Annotated in this window: 5 protein-coding genes; all 5 read left to right on the forward strand. The window is 64.3% G+C overall.

The features are described 5' to 3' along the window. Genes IHQ43_RS12250 through IHQ43_RS12270 form a run of 5 tightly spaced genes read left to right on the forward strand, consistent with a single transcriptional unit; the run spans position 1 to position 23098 of the window. Positions 1–9012, forward strand: coding sequence for a non-ribosomal peptide synthetase (locus tag IHQ43_RS12250; RefSeq protein ID WP_192564561.1), 9012 nt, complete (start codon positions 1–3; stop codon positions 9010–9012). Then, complete coding sequence (locus IHQ43_RS12255; protein WP_192564562.1) at positions 9009–13121, forward strand: non-ribosomal peptide synthetase; 4113 nt, start codon at positions 9009–9011, stop codon at positions 13119–13121. The genes IHQ43_RS12250 and IHQ43_RS12255 overlap by 4 nt, the downstream gene beginning before the upstream one ends. Then, complete coding sequence (locus tag IHQ43_RS12260; RefSeq protein WP_192564563.1) at positions 13118–22213, forward strand: hybrid non-ribosomal peptide synthetase/type I polyketide synthase; 9096 nt, start codon at positions 13118–13120, stop codon at positions 22211–22213. The genes IHQ43_RS12255 and IHQ43_RS12260 overlap by 4 nt, the downstream gene beginning before the upstream one ends. Next, positions 22210–22899: a hypothetical protein gene (locus IHQ43_RS12265; protein ID WP_192564564.1), complete on the forward strand. Its 690-nt coding sequence runs from the start codon at positions 22210–22212 to the stop codon at positions 22897–22899. Before IHQ43_RS12260 ends, IHQ43_RS12265 begins: the two co-directional genes overlap by 4 nt. Further along, positions 22892–23098: an MbtH family protein gene (locus tag IHQ43_RS12270; protein ID WP_011333696.1), complete on the forward strand. Its 207-nt coding sequence runs from the start codon at positions 22892–22894 to the stop codon at positions 23096–23098. The genes IHQ43_RS12265 and IHQ43_RS12270 overlap by 8 nt, the downstream gene beginning before the upstream one ends. The last annotated feature ends 1 nt before the right edge of the window (position 23099 follow it).

Here is a 23099-nt window from a genome sequence, read left to right on the forward strand (position 1 = left end):
ATGCTCGACAACACTTCCTTGCGTGGGACGAATCCCGTGCAGCCCGACGTTTGCTCCTTGAAACCGTTCGATGCAGACCTTTGTGTGCACGGTCTGTTTGAAGCGCAGGTGCTGCGCAACCCCGAGGCCATCGCCGCGCGCTGGCGGCAGGAGGCGCTCAGTTATCGTGACCTGAACACCCGTGCCAACCGGTTGGCCCATCACCTGCGCAAGCTCGGGGTCGGGCCGGACGTGCGGGTCGGGCTGTGTCTGGAGCGTTCGCTGGAGATGTTGGTCGGCGTGCTCGCGGTGCTCAAGGCCGGCGGCGCCTATGTGCCGCTGGACCCGGCTTATCCGCAGGCGCGGCTGGCGCACATGCTGGCCGACAGCGCACCGCCGGTGGTGCTGACCCACGGCCAGACGCGCGATGTTTTGCGGGCGACGCTCGAACAGTCGGCGACTGCACCCGCGATATTGGATCTGGCCGACGCCTCTGATTGGGCTTCGCTCCCGGCAGATAACCCCGATCCTCACGCAATCGGCCTGACATCCCGACACCTGGCTTACGTGATCTACACCTCCGGCTCCACCGGCACCCCGAAAGGCGTGATGGTCGAGCATCGCGGACTGGTCGCCGTGAGCGCCGACTGGGCGCAGCTCTATGGATTGGGCGAGCCAGTCAATCACCTGCAAATGGCCGGTTTTTCCTTCGACGTGTTCAGTGCCGACCTGATCCGTGCGCTGGGTTTTGGCGGCACGCTGGTGCTGTGCCCACGGGACACCCTGATGGACCCGCCGGCCCTGTATCGCCTGATGCGCGACGCGCATATCGGTTTTGCCGACTTCGTGCCGGCGCTGCTCAATCCGCTGCTGGCGTGGGTCGAAGAGACCGGCCACGATCTGTCGTTCCTGCGCACCGTAGTCTGCGGCTCGGACATCTGGACCGCCCACAGTGCGCGGCAATTGCGCAGGCTCTGCGGTGAGCGGGTGCAGATTGTCCAGGCCTATGGCGTGACTGAAGCGAGCATCGACAGTACTTGTTTCGAGTTCACCGAAGGCAGCCAGATCGACGCAATAGCGCCCATCGGCCGGGCACTGCCCAATACCCGGATTTACCTGTTCGACGCCGATGGCGCACCGGTTGCCGAGGGCGTCGCGGGTGAGCTTTACATCGGTGGCGTCGGCGTGGCGCGCGGTTATCTGAACCTGCCGCAACTGACCGCCGAGCGTTTCATCGACAGCCCGTTCGTGGCGGGCGAACGCCTTTACCGCACCGGTGACCTGGCGCGGTATCGGGCCGACGGGCAGCTGGAATTCCTCGGTCGCAATGATTCACAGGCCAAGTTGCGCGGCCTGCGTCTGGAACTGGGGGAAATCGAAGCCCGGCTGGCGGACATCCCCGGTGTGCGGGAAAGCGTGGTGTTGCTACGTCAGGACAGTCCCGGTGAGCCACGTCTGGTCGCCTACTACTGCGAAAAACCAGACACACCCTTGAGCCCGCGCGCACTGCGCGAACAGCTGCAAATCAGCCTGCCGGACTACATGGTGCCGAGCGCCTTCATGCGTCTCGATGCGTTGCCGCTGACCGCCAACGGCAAGGTCGATCGGCCAAATCTGCCGGCGCCGGACGTCGAGGCGTTTGATCAACAGGAATACCTGGCACCCCAAGGTCCGCTGGAAACCGCGCTCGCCGCGATCTGGGTCGATGTGCTCGGCGTCAAACGGGTCGGACGTCAGGATCAGTTCTTTGCCCTTGGCGGTCACTCGCTGCTGGTGATGCGCGTGCTGGCGCAGGTTCGTCACACGCTGGGGCTGGAAGTCGCGCCTTCGACGTTGTTTGCAGCGCCGGTTCTGGCAGAGTTCGCCGAACGGCTGCAAGCCAGTCAGGCCGCGGCTCGCCCAGCTATCACGGCCTTTGAACGGACGGGCGCGCAAACGTTGTCGTCTGCCCAGCAGCGCCTGTGGTTTCTGGCACAAATGGAGGGTGGCAACGCGGCGTATCACATGCCGCTGAACTTGCGTTTGCGCGGTTCGCTGGACGTACCGGCACTCGAACGCAGCTTCAATCAACTGGTGGCGCGCCATGCTGCGCTGCGCACGACGTTCGTCGCCGTTGAAGGGGAAGGGCGCCAACTGGTTTCGCCGCCGGCGCACAGCATCCGGCTGATGGTGACTGACGTGCAGGGGGGCTATGCGCAAGAACGCCTGACCCGCTTGATCGACGAGGAGGGCGCCCGACCGTTCGACCTGAGCCGGGGCCCGCTGATGCGGGTCAGCCTGATGCGGCTGGCAGCGGATGACCATGTGTTGCTGCTGACCCAGCATCACATCATCTCCGATGGCTGGTCGATGGGCGTGCTCACCCGCGAGCTGGGTCAGCTGTACGCAGCGGCGTTGCAGGATCGCGACGATCCGCTACCGCCCTTGCCAGTGCAGTACGTGGATTACGCCGTGTGGCAAAAGCAATGGCTGTCCGGCGACGTGCTGGAGCAGCAGAGCCGTTACTGGCGCGAAACCCTCACGGGCGCGCCGGTATTGCTGGAATTGCCGACCGATCACAAGCGCCCGCCCGTGCAGGACTACCTCGGGGGCTTTGTCCCATTGGTCTTCGACGAAGCTTTGACCGCGCGATTGAAAGCTCTGGGCATGCAGCAAGGCACCACGCTGTTCATGAATCTGTTGGCCGGTTTTTCGCTGCTGTTGTCGCGCCTGTCGGGGCAGAACGATGTGGTGATCGGCGTGCCATCGGCCAACCGCCCGCAGCAGGAACTGGAAGGGCTGATCGGTTTCTTCGTCAACACCCTCGCGCTGCGCATGACTCAGTCCGGCACGCCGTCGGTGGCGCAATGGCTGCAACAGGCGCGGCGGGTGGCGCTGGAGGCTCAGGAGCATCAGCACCTGCCGTTCGAGCAAGTGGTGGAATTGCTCAACCCGCCGCGCAGTCTGGCCCACAGTCCGCTGTTCCAGGTGCTGTTTGCCTGGGAGCAGGATCAGGATTCCGATCTGCTGCTGACCGGGCTCGACGTTACGCCGGTCGAGAGCAGTCATCACGTGGCCAAGTTCGATCTGCAACTGGCGCTCCATGAGCGAGACGGACAGATCGTCGGCGGTCTGGAATATGCCTCGGGTCTGTTCGAGCGCAGTACTGTCGAGCAGTTCGGCGAGTACCTGCGTCGGGTGCTGACGCAGATGGTCGAGGACAGCCAGCAGTCGATGGCCAGGATCAAGCTGCTGAGCGCCGAGCAACACCAGCAGATCGTTCATGACTGGAACCGCACTGCGCGGGATACGGCATCGCTGCCCGATTGCGTGACGCGTTTTGAAAATCTCGCACGGCAAACACCCGACGCCGTGGCGCTGCTCGCCGACCGCGAGCAACTGAGTTACGGCGACCTGAATCGCGCCGCCAACCGCCTCGCGCATTATCTGATCGACCAAGGCGTCGGCCCTGAACATCGCGTCGGTCTGTGCCTGGAGCGCTCGCCGCAAATGGTCATCGGCCTGCTGGCGATCCTCAAGGCTGGCGCGGCGTACGTGCCGTTCGACCCGGCTTACCCGAGCGAGCGGCTGGCGTTCATGTTCAGCGATGCGGCGCCGACCTTGCTGCTGACCCAGTCGAGTCTGTTGGCCGGATTGCCTGTCAGCGAGACGACGAAAATCTGCTGCCTGGACACTGACGTATCGCAATGGGCGCAACACCCGACTGATGATCCGCAAGTCACGGTGAGCCCGGAACACCTTGGCTACGTGCTCTACACCTCGGGCTCCACCGGACGCCCGAAAGGCGTGGCCCACAGCCGTCGCGCGCTGGACAACCTGATCGCCTGGCAGCTCGATCAAGCCAACGCACCGCAGCGCGTGCTGCAATTCGCCTCGCTGAACTTCGACGTTTCATTTCAGGAAATCTGCAGCACGCTCTGCCAGGGCGGCAGCCTGTTGCTGATGACCGAAGGCAGCCGCAAGGACCTCGCCGCGCTGCGCCCGACCCTGGTGGCCGAAGGCGTGCAACGGGCGTTCCTGCCGTTCGCCGTATTGCAGCAACTCGCCGGCCTGACCGAGTCCGATGCCCCAATGCCGGCTGGCGGCTGCGAGATCATCACCGCCGGTGAAGCCCTGCAAATCAATGACGAGCTGCGCGGGTTTGTCCGTGGGCTCGGTGGCGCGCAGTTACATAACCAGTACGGCCCGACCGAAACCCATGTGGTCAGCCAGTTCAGCCTTGATTGCAACGAGGCCGAATCCTGGCCGGACGCGCCGCCCATTGGCCGTCCCGTCGCCAATGCGCGGCTCTATGTGCTGGACGAACATTTGAATCCGGTCCCGGTCGGCGTGGCGGGTGAGCTGTTTATCGCCGGCGCCTGTCTGGCCCGTGGCTATCTGAACCGCCCGGACTTGACCGCGGAACGCTTCCTGCCGGATCCGTTCAGCGACGAACCGGGTGCGCGGATGTACCGCAGCGGCGACCTCGCGAAGTTCCAGGCCGACGGCAACGTGCAGTACCTGGGACGCATCGACCAACAGGTGAAACTGCGCGGCTTCCGCATCGAACTCGGCGAGATCGACAGCCTGTTGCATCAACAACCCGGTGTGCAGGAAGCCGCCGTGCTGCTGCGCGAAGACGTGGCCGGGGACAAGCGTCTGGTGGCCTACGTGGTCGGCACCGCGACCAGCGAATCCCTGCGCGCCGAACTGCAACGCCAGTTGCCCGAACACATGATCCCGAGTGCGTGGGTCCGGCTCTCGCAATTGCCGCTGACCCGCAACGGCAAGCTCGACCGACAGGCGCTGCCCGCACCGGAACGCAGCGCCGGTGCGACCTACGAGGCGCCGCGCAACGACATTGAACGGCAAATGGCCGAGATCTGGGCCGAAGTGCTCAAGTGCGAGCGGGTCGGCATCCACGACAACTTCTTCGACCTCGGCGGCCATTCGCTGCTGGCGACGCGGATGATCTACGCGATCAACCAGCGCATGGGCGCGCAACTGTCCCTGAGCAGTCTGTTCCAGACGCCGGTGTTGCTGGATCTGGCGGCGCAGGTTTCGCGTGAAGAGCAGAGTGTTGGACCGGTGTTCATCCAGATCGAACCGGATCGCGGTAATCGACATGAACCATTTCCTCTGACCGATATCCAGCAAGCCTACTGGTTTGGTCGCGAGGCGACGGTCAGCCTCGGCGGCGTCAGCGCTCACGGCTACGAAGAACTGCGCATTCCCGAATTCGACGCCGAGCGTTTCGAACAAGCCCTGAATCGCATGATCCTGCGCCACGACATGCTGCGCGTGGTGTTCCTGAGCGACGGCACGCAACAGGTGCTGGCGCAGGTGCCGACCTATCGCATGCCCCGCAGCGACCTGCGCGGATTGCCCGCCGAAGTGGCGCAACGCACCCTTGAGGCGACCCGCGAACGCCAGTCCCATCAGGTGCTGGACGCGAGTCGCTGGCCACTGTTCGAGTTCAGCCTGTCGCTGCTGGATGACGGCATCACTCATTTGCACATCAGCCTCGACGCCCTGATCGTCGACGCGGCGAGCACGCAGATTCTCGCCCGCGAACTCATGGCGTTCTACGTCGAGCCGACGCTGGAGCCGGCGGAACCGGGCCTGACTTTCCGCGACTATGTGCTGGCCGAACAGCAACTGCGCAACGGTCGCCGCTACGAGCAGGCGCTGGGCTACTGGCGCGAGCGGGTGACCACTCTGGCCCCGGCGCCGGACCTGCCGCTGGTGCGCCAGCCGGAAAGCATCGCCAACCCGCACTTCACCCGCCGCGACCGCGACATGTCGGCGGCGCAGTGGACCCAGCTCAAAGCCGTGGCCAAGCAGTTTGCGGTGACGCCGTCGGTGATGCTCCTGACCGCCTTCAGCGAAGTGCTGGCGCTGTGGAGCCGCACGCCGCGTTTCACCCTGAGCCTGCCGCTGTTCAATCGTATGCCGCTGCACCCGGATGTCGACGAAATCATCGGCGACTTCACCTCGCTGGTGCTGCTGGAAGTCGGCATCGACGGTTCGCAGAGTTTCACCGATAAGGCCCGTGCCGTGCAGGCACAGCTGTGGCGCGACATCGACCATTCGGTGGTCAGCGGCGTGCGGGTGCTGCGTGAATTGTCCCAGGCCCGGGGCGTGCAGCAGACGGCGATGCCGATCGTGTTCAACAGCACGCTGTCGGAAGCCGCGCCGGAACTGGCCGAGTTCAACCTGGCCGACGCATTGAATGCCAAACACATGCACAGCATCACCCAGACCCCGCAGGTGTGGCTCGACCACACGTTGCTGGAGCTGGAAGGACGCCTGTTGTTCAACTGGGACAGCATCGACGAGCTGTTCCCGCAAGGCATGATCGAGCAGATGTTCGGCGCCTATAACACGCTGCTCGACAGCCTGTGCGAGCCGGCAGCCTGGGGTGCGAACACGCCACAACTGCTGCCGCAGGTGCGCTTGCCGGCACCGGTTGACCGTCAGCAAACGCTGCCGCTGATGCACGAACTGTTCGAACGCCAGGCCCTCGCCACTCCGGATGCACTGGCGGTGATCGGCGCGCGACAGCTGACTTACATGCAACTGCGCAACGAAGCCCGACAACTCGGCGCCCGACTGCAAGCGCAGGGTGTGCTGCCGAACCGGTTGGTCGCCGTGGTGATGGAGCGCGGTTGGGAGCAAGTGGTCGCGACCCTGGCGATTCTGTATGCCGGTGGCGCTTATCTGCCCATCGAACCGACTCAGCCCGCTGAGCGACTGCGGCATATTCTTGAGCGGGCCGAGGCGAGTCTGGCCCTGATCCAACCGGCGCTGCTCGACAAGATCGAATGGCCGGCGCAGGTCACAGCCATTGCGGTGACCGATGAAGTCTCAAATGACGTCTTGCCACTGCAACCGGCGCAGGTGAACGAAAGCGACCTCGCTTACGTGATCTACACCTCCGGTTCCACCGGCCAGCCCAAAGGCGTGGTGATCGACCATCGCGGCGCGGTCAACACGCTGCTCGACATCAACCGGCGCTTTGCCGTCGGCCCGAACGACCGCGTATTGGCGATCTCGTCGCTGAGTTTCGACCTGTCGGTCTATGACTTCTTCGGCACGTTGGCGGTGGGTGCGGCGGTGGTCATCCTCGACCCGCAACTGACCCTTGATCCGGCGCACTGGCTGGCGTTGATCGAACGTCATCGGGTCAGCCTGTGGAACTCGGTGCCGGCGCTGCTCGGCATGCTGGTCGAATACGTGGAGGGCGAGGGCGGCGCATTGCCTGCCAGTCTGCGGGTAGCGATGCTGTCCGGCGACTGGATTCCCCTGACCTTGCCCGAACGGGCCTGGGCCTTGCAGCCGGAGTTGCAGTTGATCAGCCTGGGCGGCGCCACCGAAGCGTCGATCTGGTCGATCTGCTATCCGGTGCAACATGTCGACCCGGCCTGGCGCAGCATTCCCTACGGCAAGGCCCTCGATCATCAGCGCTTCTACGTGCTGGATGAAGCGCTGCAAGTGCGCCCGACCTGGGTCGCGGGGCAGCTGTACATCGGCGGCATCGGTCTGGCAAAAGGTTACTGGCGCGACGAAAAACTCAGCGCCGGCAGTTTCTTCAATCATCCAGTGACCGGTGAACGGCTGTATCGCACCGGCGACCTCGGCTGTTTGCTGCCGGACGGCAACATCGAATTCCTCGGTCGCGAAGACAATCAGGTCAAGGTGCAGGGCTATCGCATCGAGCTGGGCGAGATCGAAGCCGCGCTCAATCGCCATCCCGGCGTGCAGAGCGCGGTGGTGCGGATTCTTGGCAGCACGCTGGGTGAGAAACGTCTGGCGGGTTATGTGCTCAAGGCCGATCCGGCGTTGCAGGCCAGTGACTTCACCGACTACCTGACTGACAAGCTGCCGGCGTACATGATTCCGACGTCGTTCACCTTCGTCGAAGCCTGGCCGTTGTCGTCCAACGGCAAGGTCGACAAGAAGCGCCTGCCAGAACCGGAGCAAATCGAGGAACAAGGCCCGGCGCTGGAAGTCGAGGGCCCGCAGGAGCAGCGGCTGGTGGAAATCGTGCAGGGCGTGCTCAAGCGTGAATCCATTGCCGCCAATGCCAACCTGCTGAACCTCGGCGCGACTTCGATCGATATCGTCAGGATCAGCAACGCCTTGTCCGGCGCCTTGCAGTTCCGCCCGCACGTGGCGCAACTGCTGGCCCAACCGACGTTGCTGCATCTGCTCGGCATGTACCGCCAGAACCGGGCGCGTCAGGAATTGCTCGGCAACGTCCAGCAGACGCCGGAGACCCCGCAGGACATCATCGAAGATCCACAGCAGCGGGCGCAGTTCAAAGCCGAACAGCGTGGGCGCCGTGAGTTTGCTCAAGCCCTGCCGGCCCTCGCGCTGGATCTGCCGCAAGACCCGGCCTTCGCCCGGCGTTTGAGCGATTACCGCTCGGTGCGCCAATACGATCGGCAACCGATCGCCACCCAGGCTTTCGCCCATGTACTGGCGGCGCTGGCCCAGGGGCAACTCGACGGCGAGGTGAAATACCAGTTCCCGTCGGCGGGCGGCCTATATCCGATTCAAGCGTACCTCTACGTCAAAGCGGATCGCGTGCTCGGCGTGCCCGGTGGCGCGTATTACTACGATCCTCGCCAGCATCGTTTGCTCGCCCTCCAGAGCGGACTGCTCGACCCGGACACCTACGACTATTTCGTCAACCGCCCGGTGTACGAGAACGCCGCGTTCTCGCTGTTTTTCATCGCCGACATGGCGGCGATCCATCCGCTGTATGGCGAGCGCAGCCGCGACTTCTGCCACATCGAAAGCGGCGCCATGGCGCAGTTGCTGAGCATGACCGCCGTCGAGCATGGATTGGGTCTGTGCGGCATCGGCTCGGTCGAGGAACAGCAACTGACGGCGCTGTTCGACCTCGGGCCAAGCCATGAATTGATCTACTCGATGATCGGCGGGCTGCGCACGGCCGATGAACAACACCGCGCGCCGGTCGAGGCGTTTGCCATCGAGCCTGTGACCGCCAGCCTGGACGACGAAGACATGGAGGAGTTCGAAGTATGAATGCCGATCAATTGCTGGCGTTGTTCGCTCGCCATGGCGTGGTGCTCGAGGTAGACGGTGACAGGCTGCGCTGCAAGGCGCCGCGCGGGTTTCTCACCGAAGAACTGACCCAGGCACTCAAGCGTCACAAACAGGAACTGATTGCCTTGCTCGGCGGGCACGATGACGCGGCGATTCCCCGCCGTGTCGGCGCGCATACGTCCTGGCCGTTGTCGTTCTCGCAGCGGCAACTGTGGTTTCTCGATCAACTGGAGCCCGGCAACCCGTTCTACAACGTGCCGACGGCGGTAACGCTGAAAGGGCAGTTGGACGTCGCGCAGCTGGAGCAGGCGCTCAACCAACTGGTGGCCCGCCACGAAGTCCTGCGCACGACGTTTTGCAGCGTGGACGGTGAACCGCGTCAGGTGGTGCATCCGTCGATGCCGCTGTCGTTGTCGGTGACGGATCTGCGCCAGTTGCCTGCCGACGAACGTGAGCAACAAGTGCGATTCGCCGTCGAACAGGACGCTCGGTCGCCGTTCGATCTGGCCTCCGGCCCATTGCTGCGGGCGTCGCTGCTGCGCGTGGCGGATGACGAATACCTGTGGCTGTACAGCGTGCATCACATCATTGCCGACGGCTGGTCGATGGGCGTGATCCTGCATGAAGTCGCCACGCTGTACGGCGATTATCTGCGTGGCGAAATCCCGACGCTTGCGCCGCTGCCGGTGCAATACGCCGACTACGCCTGCTGGCAGCAACAGCGCGTCGGCGGTGCGGCGCTGGACGCTCAGCTCGATTACTGGCGTCGCATCCTGGACGACGCGCCACTATTGTCGACCTTGCCCGCCGACCGGCCGCGTCCATTGGTGCAGCGTTATGTCGGCGCCACTTTCAGTTCCTCCGTCGATGGCGGCACCTTGCGCGAACTCACGGCGCTGGGCCGGCAGACCCAGGGCACGTTGTTCAACGTGTTGCTGGGCGCGTTGGCGGTGTTGCTGTGGCGCCACAGCGGTCAACAGGATCTGTGCATCGGCACGCCGTTCGCCAACCGCAATCGCCCGGAAGTCGAGCCGCTGATCGGCCATTTCGTCAATACGCTGGTGCTGCGTCAGCACCTGAATCCGCAGCAGACCTTCGCCGAGCTGTTGCGTGAGGTGCGTGGCCAGATGCTCGACGTCCACGCCCATCAGGACGTGCCGTTCGACCGCGTGGTCGAGGCGGTCAACCCGTCACGCGATCCCGGTCATTCGCCGTTGTTCCAGGTGATGCTGGTGCTGCAGAACACGCCGGGCAACGCGGTGCAGATGCCTGGCCTGGAACTGGCGCCGTACGGCACCAGCAGCGCCACGGCCAAGTTCGATCTGGCGTTCGAATGGGTCGAGCGGGCGGGGCGGCTGGACCTGTTGGTGGAATACAACACGGACCTCTATGACGTTGCGACCATCCAACGCCTGAGCGGTCACTATCGGCATATGCTCGAGCAGATCGCTGCCGACGCCAAGCAACCGATCAATGCCTTGCCGTTGATGAACGAAGCTGAGCGTCAGCAGGTGCTGGTCGATTTCAACCGCGCCGCGCCGCTGACGCAAGCGGCGCCCTGCGTGCATCAACTGGTCGAAGCGCAGGCCGCGAGCAACCCTCAGTCCTGCGCCGTGGTGTTCGAGGGCGAGTCGCTGAGCTACGCCGAACTCAATGCCCGGGCCAACCGACTGGCCCGGCATTTGCGCACCTTGGGCGTGGGCCCGGATGTGCGCGTGGCGGTGTGCATCGAGCGTTCGCTGGAGTTGCCGGTGGCGCTGCTGGCGGTGCTCAAGGCCGGTGGCGCCTACGTGCCGCTGGATCCGGATTATCCGCTGGGGCGCCTGAGCCATATGCTCGGCGACAGCACGCCGGCGGTGCTGCTGACCCTCGGTTCGGCGCACGGAATCTTGCGTCAGGCCGTGCAAGGCTCGAACTGGGAAGCGCCTATCCTCGACCTCGAAAAAGATGCCGCGAGCTGGGCGTCGTTGCCTGCAGACAATCTCGATCCGCGCAGTGTCGGGGTTAACCCTGACCATCTCGCCTACGTGATCTACACCTCCGGCACCACCGGGTTGCCCAAGGGCGCGATGGTCACGCACCGGGGCTTGAGCAATCTTCTGCTGTGGTGTTTGCAGGTCTGTGGCGAAGCGGGGGCGATGCTGCACAAGATTCCGTTCGGCTTTGATGCCTCGGCGTGGGAGACCTTCTGGCCGCTGGCAACCGGCGGACGGCTGGTGATCGCGCGGCCTGGCGGGCATTACGAACCGGCGTATCTGGCCCGCGAGGTACGCGAGCAGAAGGTCACGGCACTGGTGTTCGTGCCGGCGATGTTGCAGCTGTTTCTGGAGGTCGACGAGGTCAGCCAGTGTGCGTCGCTGACCGATGTGTTCAGCGGTGGCGGTGAGCTGCCGCCAGCGCTGGCCCGGCGTTTTCAGGAGCGTCTGCCCCATGCGCGTTTGCACAACGTTTACGGCCCGACCGAAACCACGGTGATCAACAGCATCTGGACCCTGGAGCCCGGTGCCGACGTGCCGGCCCGGCAAATACCGATCGGCCGGCCGATTTCCAACAACCGTTTTTACGTACTCGATGACCGCGATGAGCCGGTGCCAGTGGGCGTGACCGGGCATCTGCACATCGGCGGCGTGGGCGTGGCCCGGGGTTATCTGGGGCTGGCGCAGCTCAGTGCCGAGCGCTTTATCGACAACCCTTTTGTGGCAGGGGACCGGCTCTATCGCAGCGGCGATCTGGCGCGTTATCGCCCGGATGGTCAGCTGGAATTTCTCGGTCGCAACGACTTTCAGGTCAAGTTGCGCGGTGTGCGCCTGGAGCTAGGCGAGATCGAAGCCCGGCTCGAAGCGTTTCCCGGTATCCGCAGCGCCGTGGTGTTGATGGTCGGCGAAGCGGCGCAGGACCAGCGGCTGGTAGCTTGTTGCGTGGTGGCAGAGCCCGTGGACGAAGCCACGGTGCACGCCCATCTGGCGACGACGTTGCCCAGAGCGGTGATCCCCGGCAGCTATCTGTGGCTCGACGCGCTGCCGCTGACCGCCAACGGCAAGGTCGACCGTGCGGCGCTGACAGCGTTGGCGGACGAAGAAATGGTCAACCGTCAGGTCAACCTGAGCAGCCCGCGCGATCACATCGAACTGGCGCTGTACCAGATCTGGAAAAGCCTGTTGCTGGCGCCGCAGATCGGCATTCGCGACAACTTCTTCAATGTCGGCGGCACCTCCATCGCCGCGATCAAGATGGCCCATGAAATCAGCCAGCAGTTTGCGGTCGAAGTGCCGGTGCGCGTGGTGCTCAGCTACCCGACCATCGAGGCGCTGGGCGGCTGGCTGCGGGTCGGGGCGAATCCGGCGCTGGCCCAGAGCAACCTGATCGAATTCCGTCGTGGCAGCGGCCAGCACAACGTCGTGTGTATACACCCGGCGGGCGGCACGGCGTTCTGTTACCTGTCGCTGGCCAAAGTGCTGCCGGATGAAACCGGCGTGTACGGGGTGCAATCGCCGGGGCTGAATCCGGGGGAGCGCACCGAACCGACGGTCGAAGCGATGGCCGAGGCTTACTTGCGCCAGATCGAACCGCTGACGCAGCAACCGCTGATTCTTACCGGACTGTCGTTCGGCGGTCTGGTGGCCTATGAAATGGCGCGGCGGTTGTCGGCGGCGGGGCATCGTCAGGTGACGGTGGTGCTGCTCGACACCCAGGGCAGCGACGACCCGGGTTTCCGCGAGCAGATCGGCACCGTGGACATGGCCGAGTTCCGCGACAAACTGGTGCGTTTCAACGGCATGTACCCCGGCATCGAAGACGCTCAGGTCGAACGCTACTTCAACATCTATAACCACAACCGGCTGGCCATGGCCGCCTATGCGTGCGCGCCGCGCGCCGGTCGTGTGGTGCTGATCCAGGCGCGGGAAGATTTCAGCCGCCATCAGTTGCATGAACTGCGCGGCTTCTGGCGGCGCCGCGCGGGTCACGGCTATCTGGCGAAACTGGTCAGCGGCGGGCACTGGGACATGCTCGAAAGCGCGGAAATCCATCGGGTCTCGCAAATCATCCGTCGGGAGCTGCAACGCTTCGACGCGCAGGAGGCGAAATGATGAGTGCGTCCAATCACATGCCGTTGCTCACGCGTTTTGCCGAGCAAGTGCGGCGTAATCCGCAAGCCCCGGCGGTGATCGATCAGTCGCTCACGCTGACTTACGCGGAACTGGCCAGCGCCAGTGAACGCATCGCCCGAGGATTGCTGGCGCGCGGCACCGAGCCCGGCCAGTCGCTGGCGTTGTGCATGCCGCGTTGCTGGCAATGGCTGGCGGCGATTCTCGGCGCGCTGAAAGTCGGCGCGGTGGTGGTGCCGCTGGATCGGGCCAGCCCGCGCAAACGTCGGGAATTGATGCTGGCGGATGCGGCGTGTGTCGGCCTGATTACCCTGGATGAAGAACCGTTGTGGTCGCCGTCGCTATGGCAAACCAGAGTCGAGGCTTTGCTCGATCAGCCGGACGCTCCGCCGCAAACACTGGCCGAAGATTTTGCCGAGGTGATGTTCCTGTTCTACACCTCGGGCACCACCGGCACGCCGAAAGCGGTCGAGGTTGGCGAACGCGGCTTGCAGCGGCTGGCGCACAGCGACGGCTATATCGAGATTCGTCCGATGGACCGCTTCGCCTGCCTGTCCAACCCGGCGTTCGATGCGTGCAGTTTCGAACTGTGGGCGCCGCTGCTCAACGGCGGTTGCTGCGTGATGATCGCCGACGAGGACGTGCTGGATGCGCGACGTCTGGCCGAAGTGCTGGAGCGGACCCGGGTCGACAATCTGTTCATGACGGTGTCGCTGTTCAATACGTTGATTGCCGAGTGGCCGTCGTGCTTTTCCAGCGTGCGGCAGGTGCTGATCGGCGGTGAGCAGATCAGCGCTGCCGCCGTGCGCGGATGGTATCGGGCCAATCCTGAGAGCCGCTGCCGGATTTTCAACGTCTATGGCCCCACCGAGTGCACCACGTTTGCCTTGTGCTGGCCGATCAGCCGCGACTTTGCCGGTGACTCGGCGCCGATTGGCCGACCGTTGCCGGATACCGGCGTGTTGGTGCTGGATGAGCAGCAACGGCCGGTGCCGGCGGGCGAGGTGGGCGAGCTGTATTTGAGTGGCAGCGGTGTCGCTCGAGGTTATCGCAACCGGCCCGAAGAAACCGCCCGCCAGTTCGTGCGCTTGCCCGATCTCGACGGCGGTGCGCAGGTGCATTACCGCACCGGTGATCTGGTACGGCGCAATGCCGAAGGCTTGATCGAGTATCTGGGGCGGGTCGACCGGCAGGTGAAGATTCGCGGCTTCCGGATCGAACCGGGGGAGGTGGAGCAACGGCTGCTGGAGTATCCGGGCGTGGCGCAGGTGTACGTCTGCACCCGACGTCAGGCGGCGGAGGATCATCAGTTGCTGGCGTTCATCGTGCCGCGCGGGGATCTGGACTATCACGCCTTCGAAAACCATCTGCGGACACAACTGGCGCCGTATATGCGGCCACATCAGTTGTACCTGGTGGAGCGCCTGCCGCTGACGGCCAATGGCAAAATCGACCGCGACGGGTTGCTGGCGCAGGGGCTGAAGCCGTGGCATCCAGTCCTGGCGGTTACGGATAACGAAAGCGTGTCACTGGCGCTGGGCTGGTTGCTGAGTCAGGCCCGCTCGCTGCTCGGCCAACCGGCCCTGAGCGCGCAGGACGACTGGCTGGGCAGTGGCGGCGATTCGCTCAAGGCCATGCGCCTGCGTTCGGCGATTCGTGTCCGTTGGCAGCGCGAGATCACTCTCGACGCGTTGCTCAACGAGCCTTTCTCGTCATTGGCCGAACAACTGACCGGTGAAACGAACGGCGATTCGATCTACCCACCTGCGCCACCGATCAGTAACGCCAAACGCCTGCCGGCCACCGCCGAACAGCACCGTTTGTGGCTGTTGCAGCAACGTTCGCCGACCTCGATGGCCTATAGCGTGCCGCTGATTCTGCATCTGGCTTCAGGTATCGAAGTCACGGCACTGGCCGAGGCCGTTGGGCGTCTGGTGCAGCGTCATCCTGGATTGCGCACGGCTTTTGCGCCCGGTGCCGATGGACTCGATCAGGTAATCGCCGAGCAGCGTCCGGCCTGTCGCACCTTCGCGGTCGGGCATTTCACCGAAGACAACTGGCAGGCCTTCGCCGAGCTGGTGTTCGCCGTGCCGTTCGACCTGAGCACACCCAACCTGTTTCAGGCCTGGCTGTTGCCGTTCGCCGACGGCAGCTGCCGCTTGTTGCTGAACCTGCATCACATCATCGTCGATGGCTGGTCGGTGAACCTGCTGTTCGACGACCTGGCGCAGCTCTACGCCGATGTCCTGCAGGGCCGCGACAGCCCGCAACCGGCCGCCCGGTTGACGACACTGCAGTTTGGCCAGTGGCAGCGCCAGTGGGGCGTCGATCCGCATTATCGCGACCAGCGCCGCGCACTCGCCGAGTTGCATCGCCGCCAGGAAGAACCGTCGCCTGCATTGATGCCGATGCGCGAAATCAGCCCGGACGCCCGGTTGCACCGGGAACCCTTGGGCACCCTGCGCAGCGCAGCCCTTGAACGTTTTTGCACTCAACAGCGGCTGACCCGTTTCGAAGTGCTGTTCAGTGTCTTCGCCTGGAGCCTGTATGCCCTGACCGGGTGCGAGCGGCCACGGATCGCCAGCCCGGTGTCGAATCGGCCGCTGGCGGAGTTCGAAGACACCGTCGGCATGTTTGCCAACACCGTGCTGATCCCCACTGCCGTCGAGCAGGCATTGTGCCTGGGCGAACAGTTGTGCAAGCAGACCACCGCCGTGCGCGAAGTGCTGGCGTTGCAGGACGTGGCGCTGGCGGATCTGGTGGAAGACCTGCGGCTGTCGTCGAGCCCGTTGCTGTTCGATTTCATGTTTGTGCTGGAGAACACCGATTACGCCGCATTGGCCGACTCGAACCTGCGCGCCTCGCTGGAATTCAACGAGCAGTTGCACGCCAAGTGCCCGCTGACGTTGTTGATGGTGGGGAGCGGGTCGCAACTGGAATGCTGGTGGGAATATCAGTGCAGCTATTTTGATGCCGAACAGATGCGGACGGTGAACGCGCTGTTCCGCCGAGGGCTGGACCTGTTGCTGGAAAGCCCGGCGGCCAACCTCGACGATTTCCTCGGTGCGTATCGACGCAGTCTGCCACCGGCCAGCGAAGGCCCGCAGATGACGCTGCCGTTCAACACATTGGCGGACGGATTCGAGCATCAAGTGCATTGCACGCCGGAGGCGGTTGCGCTGGTTCAAGGGCAGCGCCGTCTCACCTACGGCGAGCTGAATGCGCTGGCCAATACTCTGGCGGCCACCCTGATCGAGCATCATCCATTGCCGGCCGGGGACGCACCGCTGCATGTCGTGCTGTTTCTCGATGCCTCGGTGGAACACATCGTCACCTTGCTGGCGCTGGCCAAACTCAATCTGACTGCCGTGCCGCTGGATCCTGCTTATCCGGTGGCGATCCAGCGTCAGGTGCTGGAGCAGGCGCAACCGCATTGTGTGCTGTTCAGCGACACGACGGTGGCGGCGCTTGATGATCTGAACGCCGGACGATTCGCCACGCATCGGGTCGATCTGCACGCCGATGCCAAAGCGTTCGAGCGTCCACGCCACACCGGTGAACGGCCGCTGTACACGCTGTTCACCTCCGGATCCACCGGCACGCCCAAAGGTGTGCAAGTGTCCGAGCGAACCCTGTGCAACCTGCTGCAATGGCAGCGCACCGAAGGTCAGTTGCCGGCGAAAGCGGTAACGCTGCAGTTCTCGATGCTGTCGTTCGACGTATCGTTCCAGGAGATTTTCAGCACCCTGTGCGGGGGCGGTTGTTATCACCTGATCACGCCGCGCTGGCGTCAGGATGCCGAGGCGTTGCTGGATTACATGGTCAAGGCGCGGATCGAGCGCCTGTTCCTGCCATACGTGGCCTTGCAGCATCTGGCGCAAACCGCCGTGGCCCGCGGCATTTACCCGTCGGCGCTGCGTGAGGTGATCACGGCCGGCGAGCAATTGCTCTGCACCGATGCGCTGCGCAACTGGTTCGGCGGTATGCCGCATGCCTCGTTGTTCAACCACTATGGCCCGACCGAAACCCACGTGGTCAGCGCCTTGCGCCTGCCGCCGGTGGCGCGGGACTGGCCGTTGCGTGCGCCGATCGGCCATGCCGTCGGCAATGCGCGGTTGCTGCTGGTCGATGAACACGACCGCCCGGTGCCAATCGGCAGTCGCGGCTATCTGCTGGTCGCTGGCTCGATGGTTGCCCGTTGCTATCTGGCTGATCCTGCGCTGAACGCTGCGCGGTTTGTCGAGCTGGCAGACGGCTGTTTGTACTACCGCACCGGCGATCTGGCGTGGGCCGATGCCCAGGGCTGCCTGCATTATCTGGGACGTGACGATCAGCAGATCAAACTCAGCGGCCATCGTCTGGAACTGGGGCAGATCGAGGCGGCGCTGATGCAGGTGCCGGAAGTGGTCAACGCGGTGGTGGCGGTTCAGGCCAGTCCACCACGGCTGATCGCCTGGCTGCAACTCGATGGCCAACCTGCAACGTCGCAACAACTGGATCGTCAGGTTGCGCGGCTGCTGCCGGCCCATGTGCGGATCGATGAGTACCGACGGATCAACCTCTGGCCACGCACCCCCAGCGGCAAGATCGACCGCAAGGCCTTGCCGAATCTGGGCGAGGCGTTGGAGCGGCGCAGCACGCCACAATCGGTTGTTCAATTGAGTGCGCTGGAGCGACAACTGAGCGAGTTGTTCCAGGCTGTCATCGGCCGTGACATCGAGCCGGACCAGACCTTCTTCGAGGCCGGCGCCACCAGCCTCGGCCTGATGCGTTTGCATGGCCGTTACGCCAAAGAGTTGCCGCACAAGGTGACGATGGCCGATCTGTTCGAACACGTCACGGTGCGGCGTCTGGCGGCGCACCTGTCGACCGCGCCGGTGGCAGCGGTGGAGCGTGTCCGGCAAACCGATGCAGGTCATCAGCCGATGGCGATCATCGGCATGTCGGTCAACGTGGCCGGGGCGCAGAACCTGTCCGAGTTCTGGGCGATGGTGCAAGGCAATGGGCTGGGCATCGAGCACTTTGCCGCTGAAGAAGGGCTGGTCGGCGCCCGCAGTCAGCTGGCGGGCATGCTTGATTTCGATCCCGAGTATTTCGGCATCAGCCGCCAGGAAGCGCGCCTGATGGACCCGCAACAGCGGCATCTGCTGATGGCGTGCGTGCAGGCCCTGCAACACGCGGCCATCGTTCCGTCGGCGGACGGCCCGCGCATCGGTCTGATCGCCAGCTGCGGCGAAACCACCTACTTCCAGCAGATGCTGCGCGAAACCGCCGAAGACGATTTGCCGGACGGCTTCCAGCTGGCGCTGCACCACGACAAGGATTTTCTGGCGACCAAGGCCGCGTATCACCTGGACCTCAACGGCCCGGCCCTCAGCGTGCAAGCCGCTTGCGGCAGCTCATTGATCGCCGTGCACCTGGCCAGTTCGATGCTGCGTCAGGGCGACAGTGACGTGATGCTCGCGGCCGGGGTGCTGATCGACTTGACCCTGACCGAGGGCTACCGGCATCGCTCGCAGCACATCTTTTCTGCCGACGGTCTGTGCCGTCCGTTCAGCGACGACGCCAGCGGCACCCTCGGCGCCAGTGGTTACGGCGTGGTGGTGCTTAAACCGTTGGCCAAGGCGCGGGCCGATGGCGACCGGATCTATGCGTTGCTCGAAGGCTCGGCGTTGAACAACGACGGGCGGGCCAAGATGAGTTACACCGCACCGTCGGTGGCGGGGCAGAGCGCGGTCATTCGTGATGCCTTGAACCGCGCCGGATTGACCGGTGCCGACATCGGCTACATCGAGGCCCACGGCACCGGCACCTTGCTGGGCGATCCGATCGAAGTCGCGGCGTTGACCAAGGCTTTCGGCGACGCACCAACCGGCCATTGCGCGCTGGCTTCGGTGAAAAGCCAGATCGGTCACCTGGGCGCGGCGGCGGGGGTGGTCGGGCTGATTCGCGCCAGCCTCGCGGTGTTCCATGGCGTGCTGCCGCCGAACCTCGGTTTTGGCCGGATCAACCCGCAGATTGATCTGGAGCATTCGCCGTTTTACGTGCCGACCACGTCCCGGCCATGGCCGCAAGGGCGGCGGCGACTGGCGGGTGTCAGCAGTTTCGGGATCGGCGGGACCAACGCGCATGTCATCGTCGGCGCGGCGCCCACGGCGCAGGAAGGGGGCGAGGAAACGTTACCGCTGCTGATGGTTTCGGCCCACAGTCGAGCGGAGTTGCTGCGCGATATCGCGACGATTCGCGAATACCTGCATGCGAACCCGGAGCAGCAGAGCGCGTTGCTACGGTACTTGCAGTCAGGTCGCCGGCAACTGCGCTGGCGCTTCGCGATGGTCTGCCGGGCAGGTGACGACATTCCGTTGCAGCCAACCTCGATCAAGGAAATCACCGCTTCGGGCGCGCAACTTAAAATCGTCGATCAATCGCCGCAGGAACTGCTGGACGCCTGGTACGAAGGCACGAATATCCAGTGGCCGCAGCGCTCGGCACCGCCGCCCTGGGATTTGCCGCCGTCGTCGTTCGATCTTCAGACGTATCGTTTCCAGACGCCTGTAGCTGCTCAACCTGATGCGCCAGCCCTTGAGCGACAACCGCTGGCGGACTGGTTCCACCAGCGACAGTGGGTGCGCACCCGGCGCCTGAGCGGAGTAACCACGGCTGGATCCCGTGAAGTGCTGATCCTGTGCAGCCATGACGCGCCCGAATCGACCTTGCTGACGAGCTTGAACGCTGTATACCGACGCGTGATTCATGTGCGCGCCGGCAACGGCTTCAAGCGTTTGAACCCGGACCGTTTCGAGCTGGATCCGCTGGACAACGAAGCCCTGAACCGGTTGCTCGCCGAAGTTGCAGAACCAGACCTTGGCGAGCTCGACTGGCTGCATGCCTTGCCGCTGGCGGTGTCGGGCGCGGTCAACGAGCAATCGCTGGATCTGGCGCAGTGGGCCTGTCTGGACACGGTCAGCACGCTGATGCAGGCCTGGGGACAAACCGTGCGCACGACCCGTCTGCGCCTGTGGTTGATGTCATGGCAGGCGTGCCCGGTGGACGGCGAAGTGCGACGTCCCGAGCTGGCAGCGCTGGCCGGCATCACCGAAGTGGTGCCGCAGGAATACCCGGTGCGTTGCCACTGGCTGGATTGGCCGGCGTCACGCCTCGATGCGCAGACAGCTACGCTGGCGGCATTGCTGGCCGATCCTTCGTCGTTGCCTCGGCGAATGGCAGTGCGCGACGGTTACCTGTGGCAGCCACGCTTGCTGCCTCAGCCATTGACCGGCCCGGCAACGACGTCTCTTTTACCGGAAGATGGAAAGTTTCTGGTGCTCGGCGGCAGCGGCGGCATCGGCCAGACCTTGTGCGAACACCTGCTACAGGCACCCGCGCGCCGTGTGGTGCTGCTTTCGCGCAAGGGGCAATTGCCGGCGTCTCTGGCGGCGTACGCGTCGCGGATCGACTGCATCAAAGCAGACATCGCCGACCTGCCGCGCTGGCCGCAGATCCTAGATCAACTGGCCGTTCGTTACGGTCGCCTGAGTGGTGTGATTCATGCGGCGGGCGTCGGTGCGGGCAGCCTGATTCGCCACCGCGATGCCCGGCAAATGGCCGAGGCCATGGCCGCCAAGACTCGCGGCATGCTGGCGGTCGAAGCCTTGATCGAACACCTGACGCCGGGTTTTGTCCTGTACTGCTCGTCGATGTCGGCACTGTTCGGCGGCGCGGGACATCTGGATTACGCGGCGGCCAGCGGGGGGCTCGACGGCTTCACCCACTATCGTCCGAATGCGACCGACGCTTGCCTGCGCCTGGGGATCAACTGGGACATCTGGCGCGACATCGGCATGGCCACCACCAGTAACGGCGGAGACGCCGCGCACCTGGAGCATCTGACGGTCGGTCTGTCGGCGGAAGAGGGCTGCCGAGTATTCGATCTGGCAATGGCGACGCAGTTGCCGCAGCTGTTGATCTCCACCACCGGCATCGACACGGCGCGGCGGTTTTATCCGGTTCGTCACGGTGCCGTGACCGCACCGGTCGAGGTGCCGAAGGGCTTCGATCTGTCGGCGCGCTTGCATGAGTGTCTGTGCAAGTGGCTCGGTGTGGCCGAGCTGGAAGATGACGATTCGCTGTACGACCTGGGCGCGGATTCGCTGACGCTGCTCGACCTGATCGACGAACTGCAAGCCGCTACCGGCGAGGTTTTCCAACTGTCGCAATTCAGCCACAAGGTCAGCCTGAGCGAAGTGCTGGGACTGGTCTCGACCGCGACGGTTGAAGAGGCTCCCGGCGTAACACTGCCGGGCTGGCACGACGCAGTGCGGATCGATCAATGGCATGCCGGTGCTGGCCGCGATTGGCTGTACCTGATTCATCCGGTGGGCGGCGATGTTCAGGCCTATCGGGAACTGGTCTCGGCGCTACCGGCGGAACTGGGCGTGTGCGTGATCGCCGACCCGGCGTTGCGTCTGCCGCAGTTGCCGAGCATCAGCGTGGAAGAACGTGCACGCAGGTATCTGGAGGCGATCAAGACCCATCTTCCGCACGGCAGCACCTGGCGGCTGGCAGGCTGGTCCTTCGGCGCATGGGTGGCGCAGGCCTTGTGTCACCAGGCCCAGGCTGACGGGTTCAGGCAACCGTTGTTGTACCTGATCGACCCACCCGCGCCGGATGCCGGTGCAGAGTTGGCCGGCATCGACGAACAGACCATCGAACAGGTGTTCCAGCGCGAGTTTGCCCAGCGCTGGCCGGCGGTTGAAGGGCAGGGCATGGCCGAGGAACGGCAGGCGTATCTGCAACGGCTGACAGTGTGCTGCCGCAACAACATGACCAGCATGATCGACTTCCAGCCACCAGCGCTGGCGACCACAGCGGTGCGGCTGTTCATCGCCGGGCAGGCCAATCCTTACGGACTGGGCAACGACTGGAACCCGGACGACCTGCAACGCAACTGGCAGGCCTTGCTGCCGCAGTTGCGCAGCTGGCAAACCCTGGACACCGATCACTACGGCATCGTGGCGGGCCGCTGGGCGCGGTTGCTGGCCGAAGTCATCGGTACGGATGAGCCTTCACCATGAGTGAACCGATCTTGATGCCACAATGGTGGCTGGCTCTGACCAAGGTGTTGTGCGAAGCCGAACCGGACGAGGCCTTGCGTCTGCACTTGAGCCGAATCAGCGGACAGGTGCCGTTTCAGCTGTTTCATCTCTGGCAGGCCGACGTGGTCATGCCGATGCTCTGCGAAGCCTTGCCGGAGCATCAGCAGGCGCTGCTCGCTTTGCAAAGCCTGCACCAGCGAGCGGCGCTCGGCGTGATCGGGCGTCAGGGTGAATGGCGGGCCGCGCTCAAACCGGTGTTGCTGGCGTTGTATCGCAAGGCCTACGCCTATGACGCGGCTTACGCCAAGGCCCACGCCAGTGCGATGACCTACGGCCTCGCACCGGCCAACGCCGCCATGATTGCCGAGCACTTCGGCGATGCCGAGGCGTTCGCCGAGTACTACGCGCAATTGAATACCGAGGCCGCTGCCACGGCGTTTGCCCAGGCCCACGCCAGCGCCAACGCCGAAGTGTCGGCTCGGGCCTTCGCGGACGACGACGCAGAAACCTGCGCGCAGATTTGCGGGGCGTCCGTGCGGGTTTACGTCGGGGCCTGCGCTTGGAGCGATGAACAGCGACATGCCGTATACAACCAACTCGCCACCGGGCTCGAGCGAAGTCTGGCCACACTGCAATCCCGTTCAACAGGAGAACGACATGAATGACGCACAACTGCAATTCGATGTGGTGATCAACGCTCAGGGTCAGTATTCCCTGTGGCCGGCGGGCAAGCCGATGGCCAGCGGCTGGAGCGAGGCGGGGATGCGTGGCGAACGCCAGGTCTGTCTGGATTACATCAACGAGCACTGGATCGACATGCGCCCGCGTTCGCTGCGCGAGCAGTCATCGGTGTCGTTCCAATAAA

It is taken from the genome of Pseudomonas gozinkensis (genome assembly GCF_014863585.1).
GTDB classification, from domain to species: Bacteria; Pseudomonadota; Gammaproteobacteria; order Pseudomonadales; family Pseudomonadaceae; genus Aquipseudomonas; species Aquipseudomonas gozinkensis.

Coding starts and splice junctions, on each gene's coding strand:
- IHQ43_RS12250 (WP_192564561.1), top strand. CDS start 1: ATGCTCGACAACACTTCCTTGCGTGGGACGAATCCCGTGCAGCCCGAC.
- IHQ43_RS12255 (WP_192564562.1), top strand. CDS start 9,009: ATGAATGCCGATCAATTGCTGGCGTTGTTCGCTCGCCATGGCGTGGTG.
- IHQ43_RS12260 (WP_192564563.1), top strand. CDS start 13,118: ATGATGAGTGCGTCCAATCACATGCCGTTGCTCACGCGTTTTGCCGAG.
- IHQ43_RS12265 (WP_192564564.1), top strand. CDS start 22,210: ATGAGTGAACCGATCTTGATGCCACAATGGTGGCTGGCTCTGACCAAG.
- IHQ43_RS12270 (WP_011333696.1), top strand. CDS start 22,892: ATGAATGACGCACAACTGCAATTCGATGTGGTGATCAACGCTCAGGGT.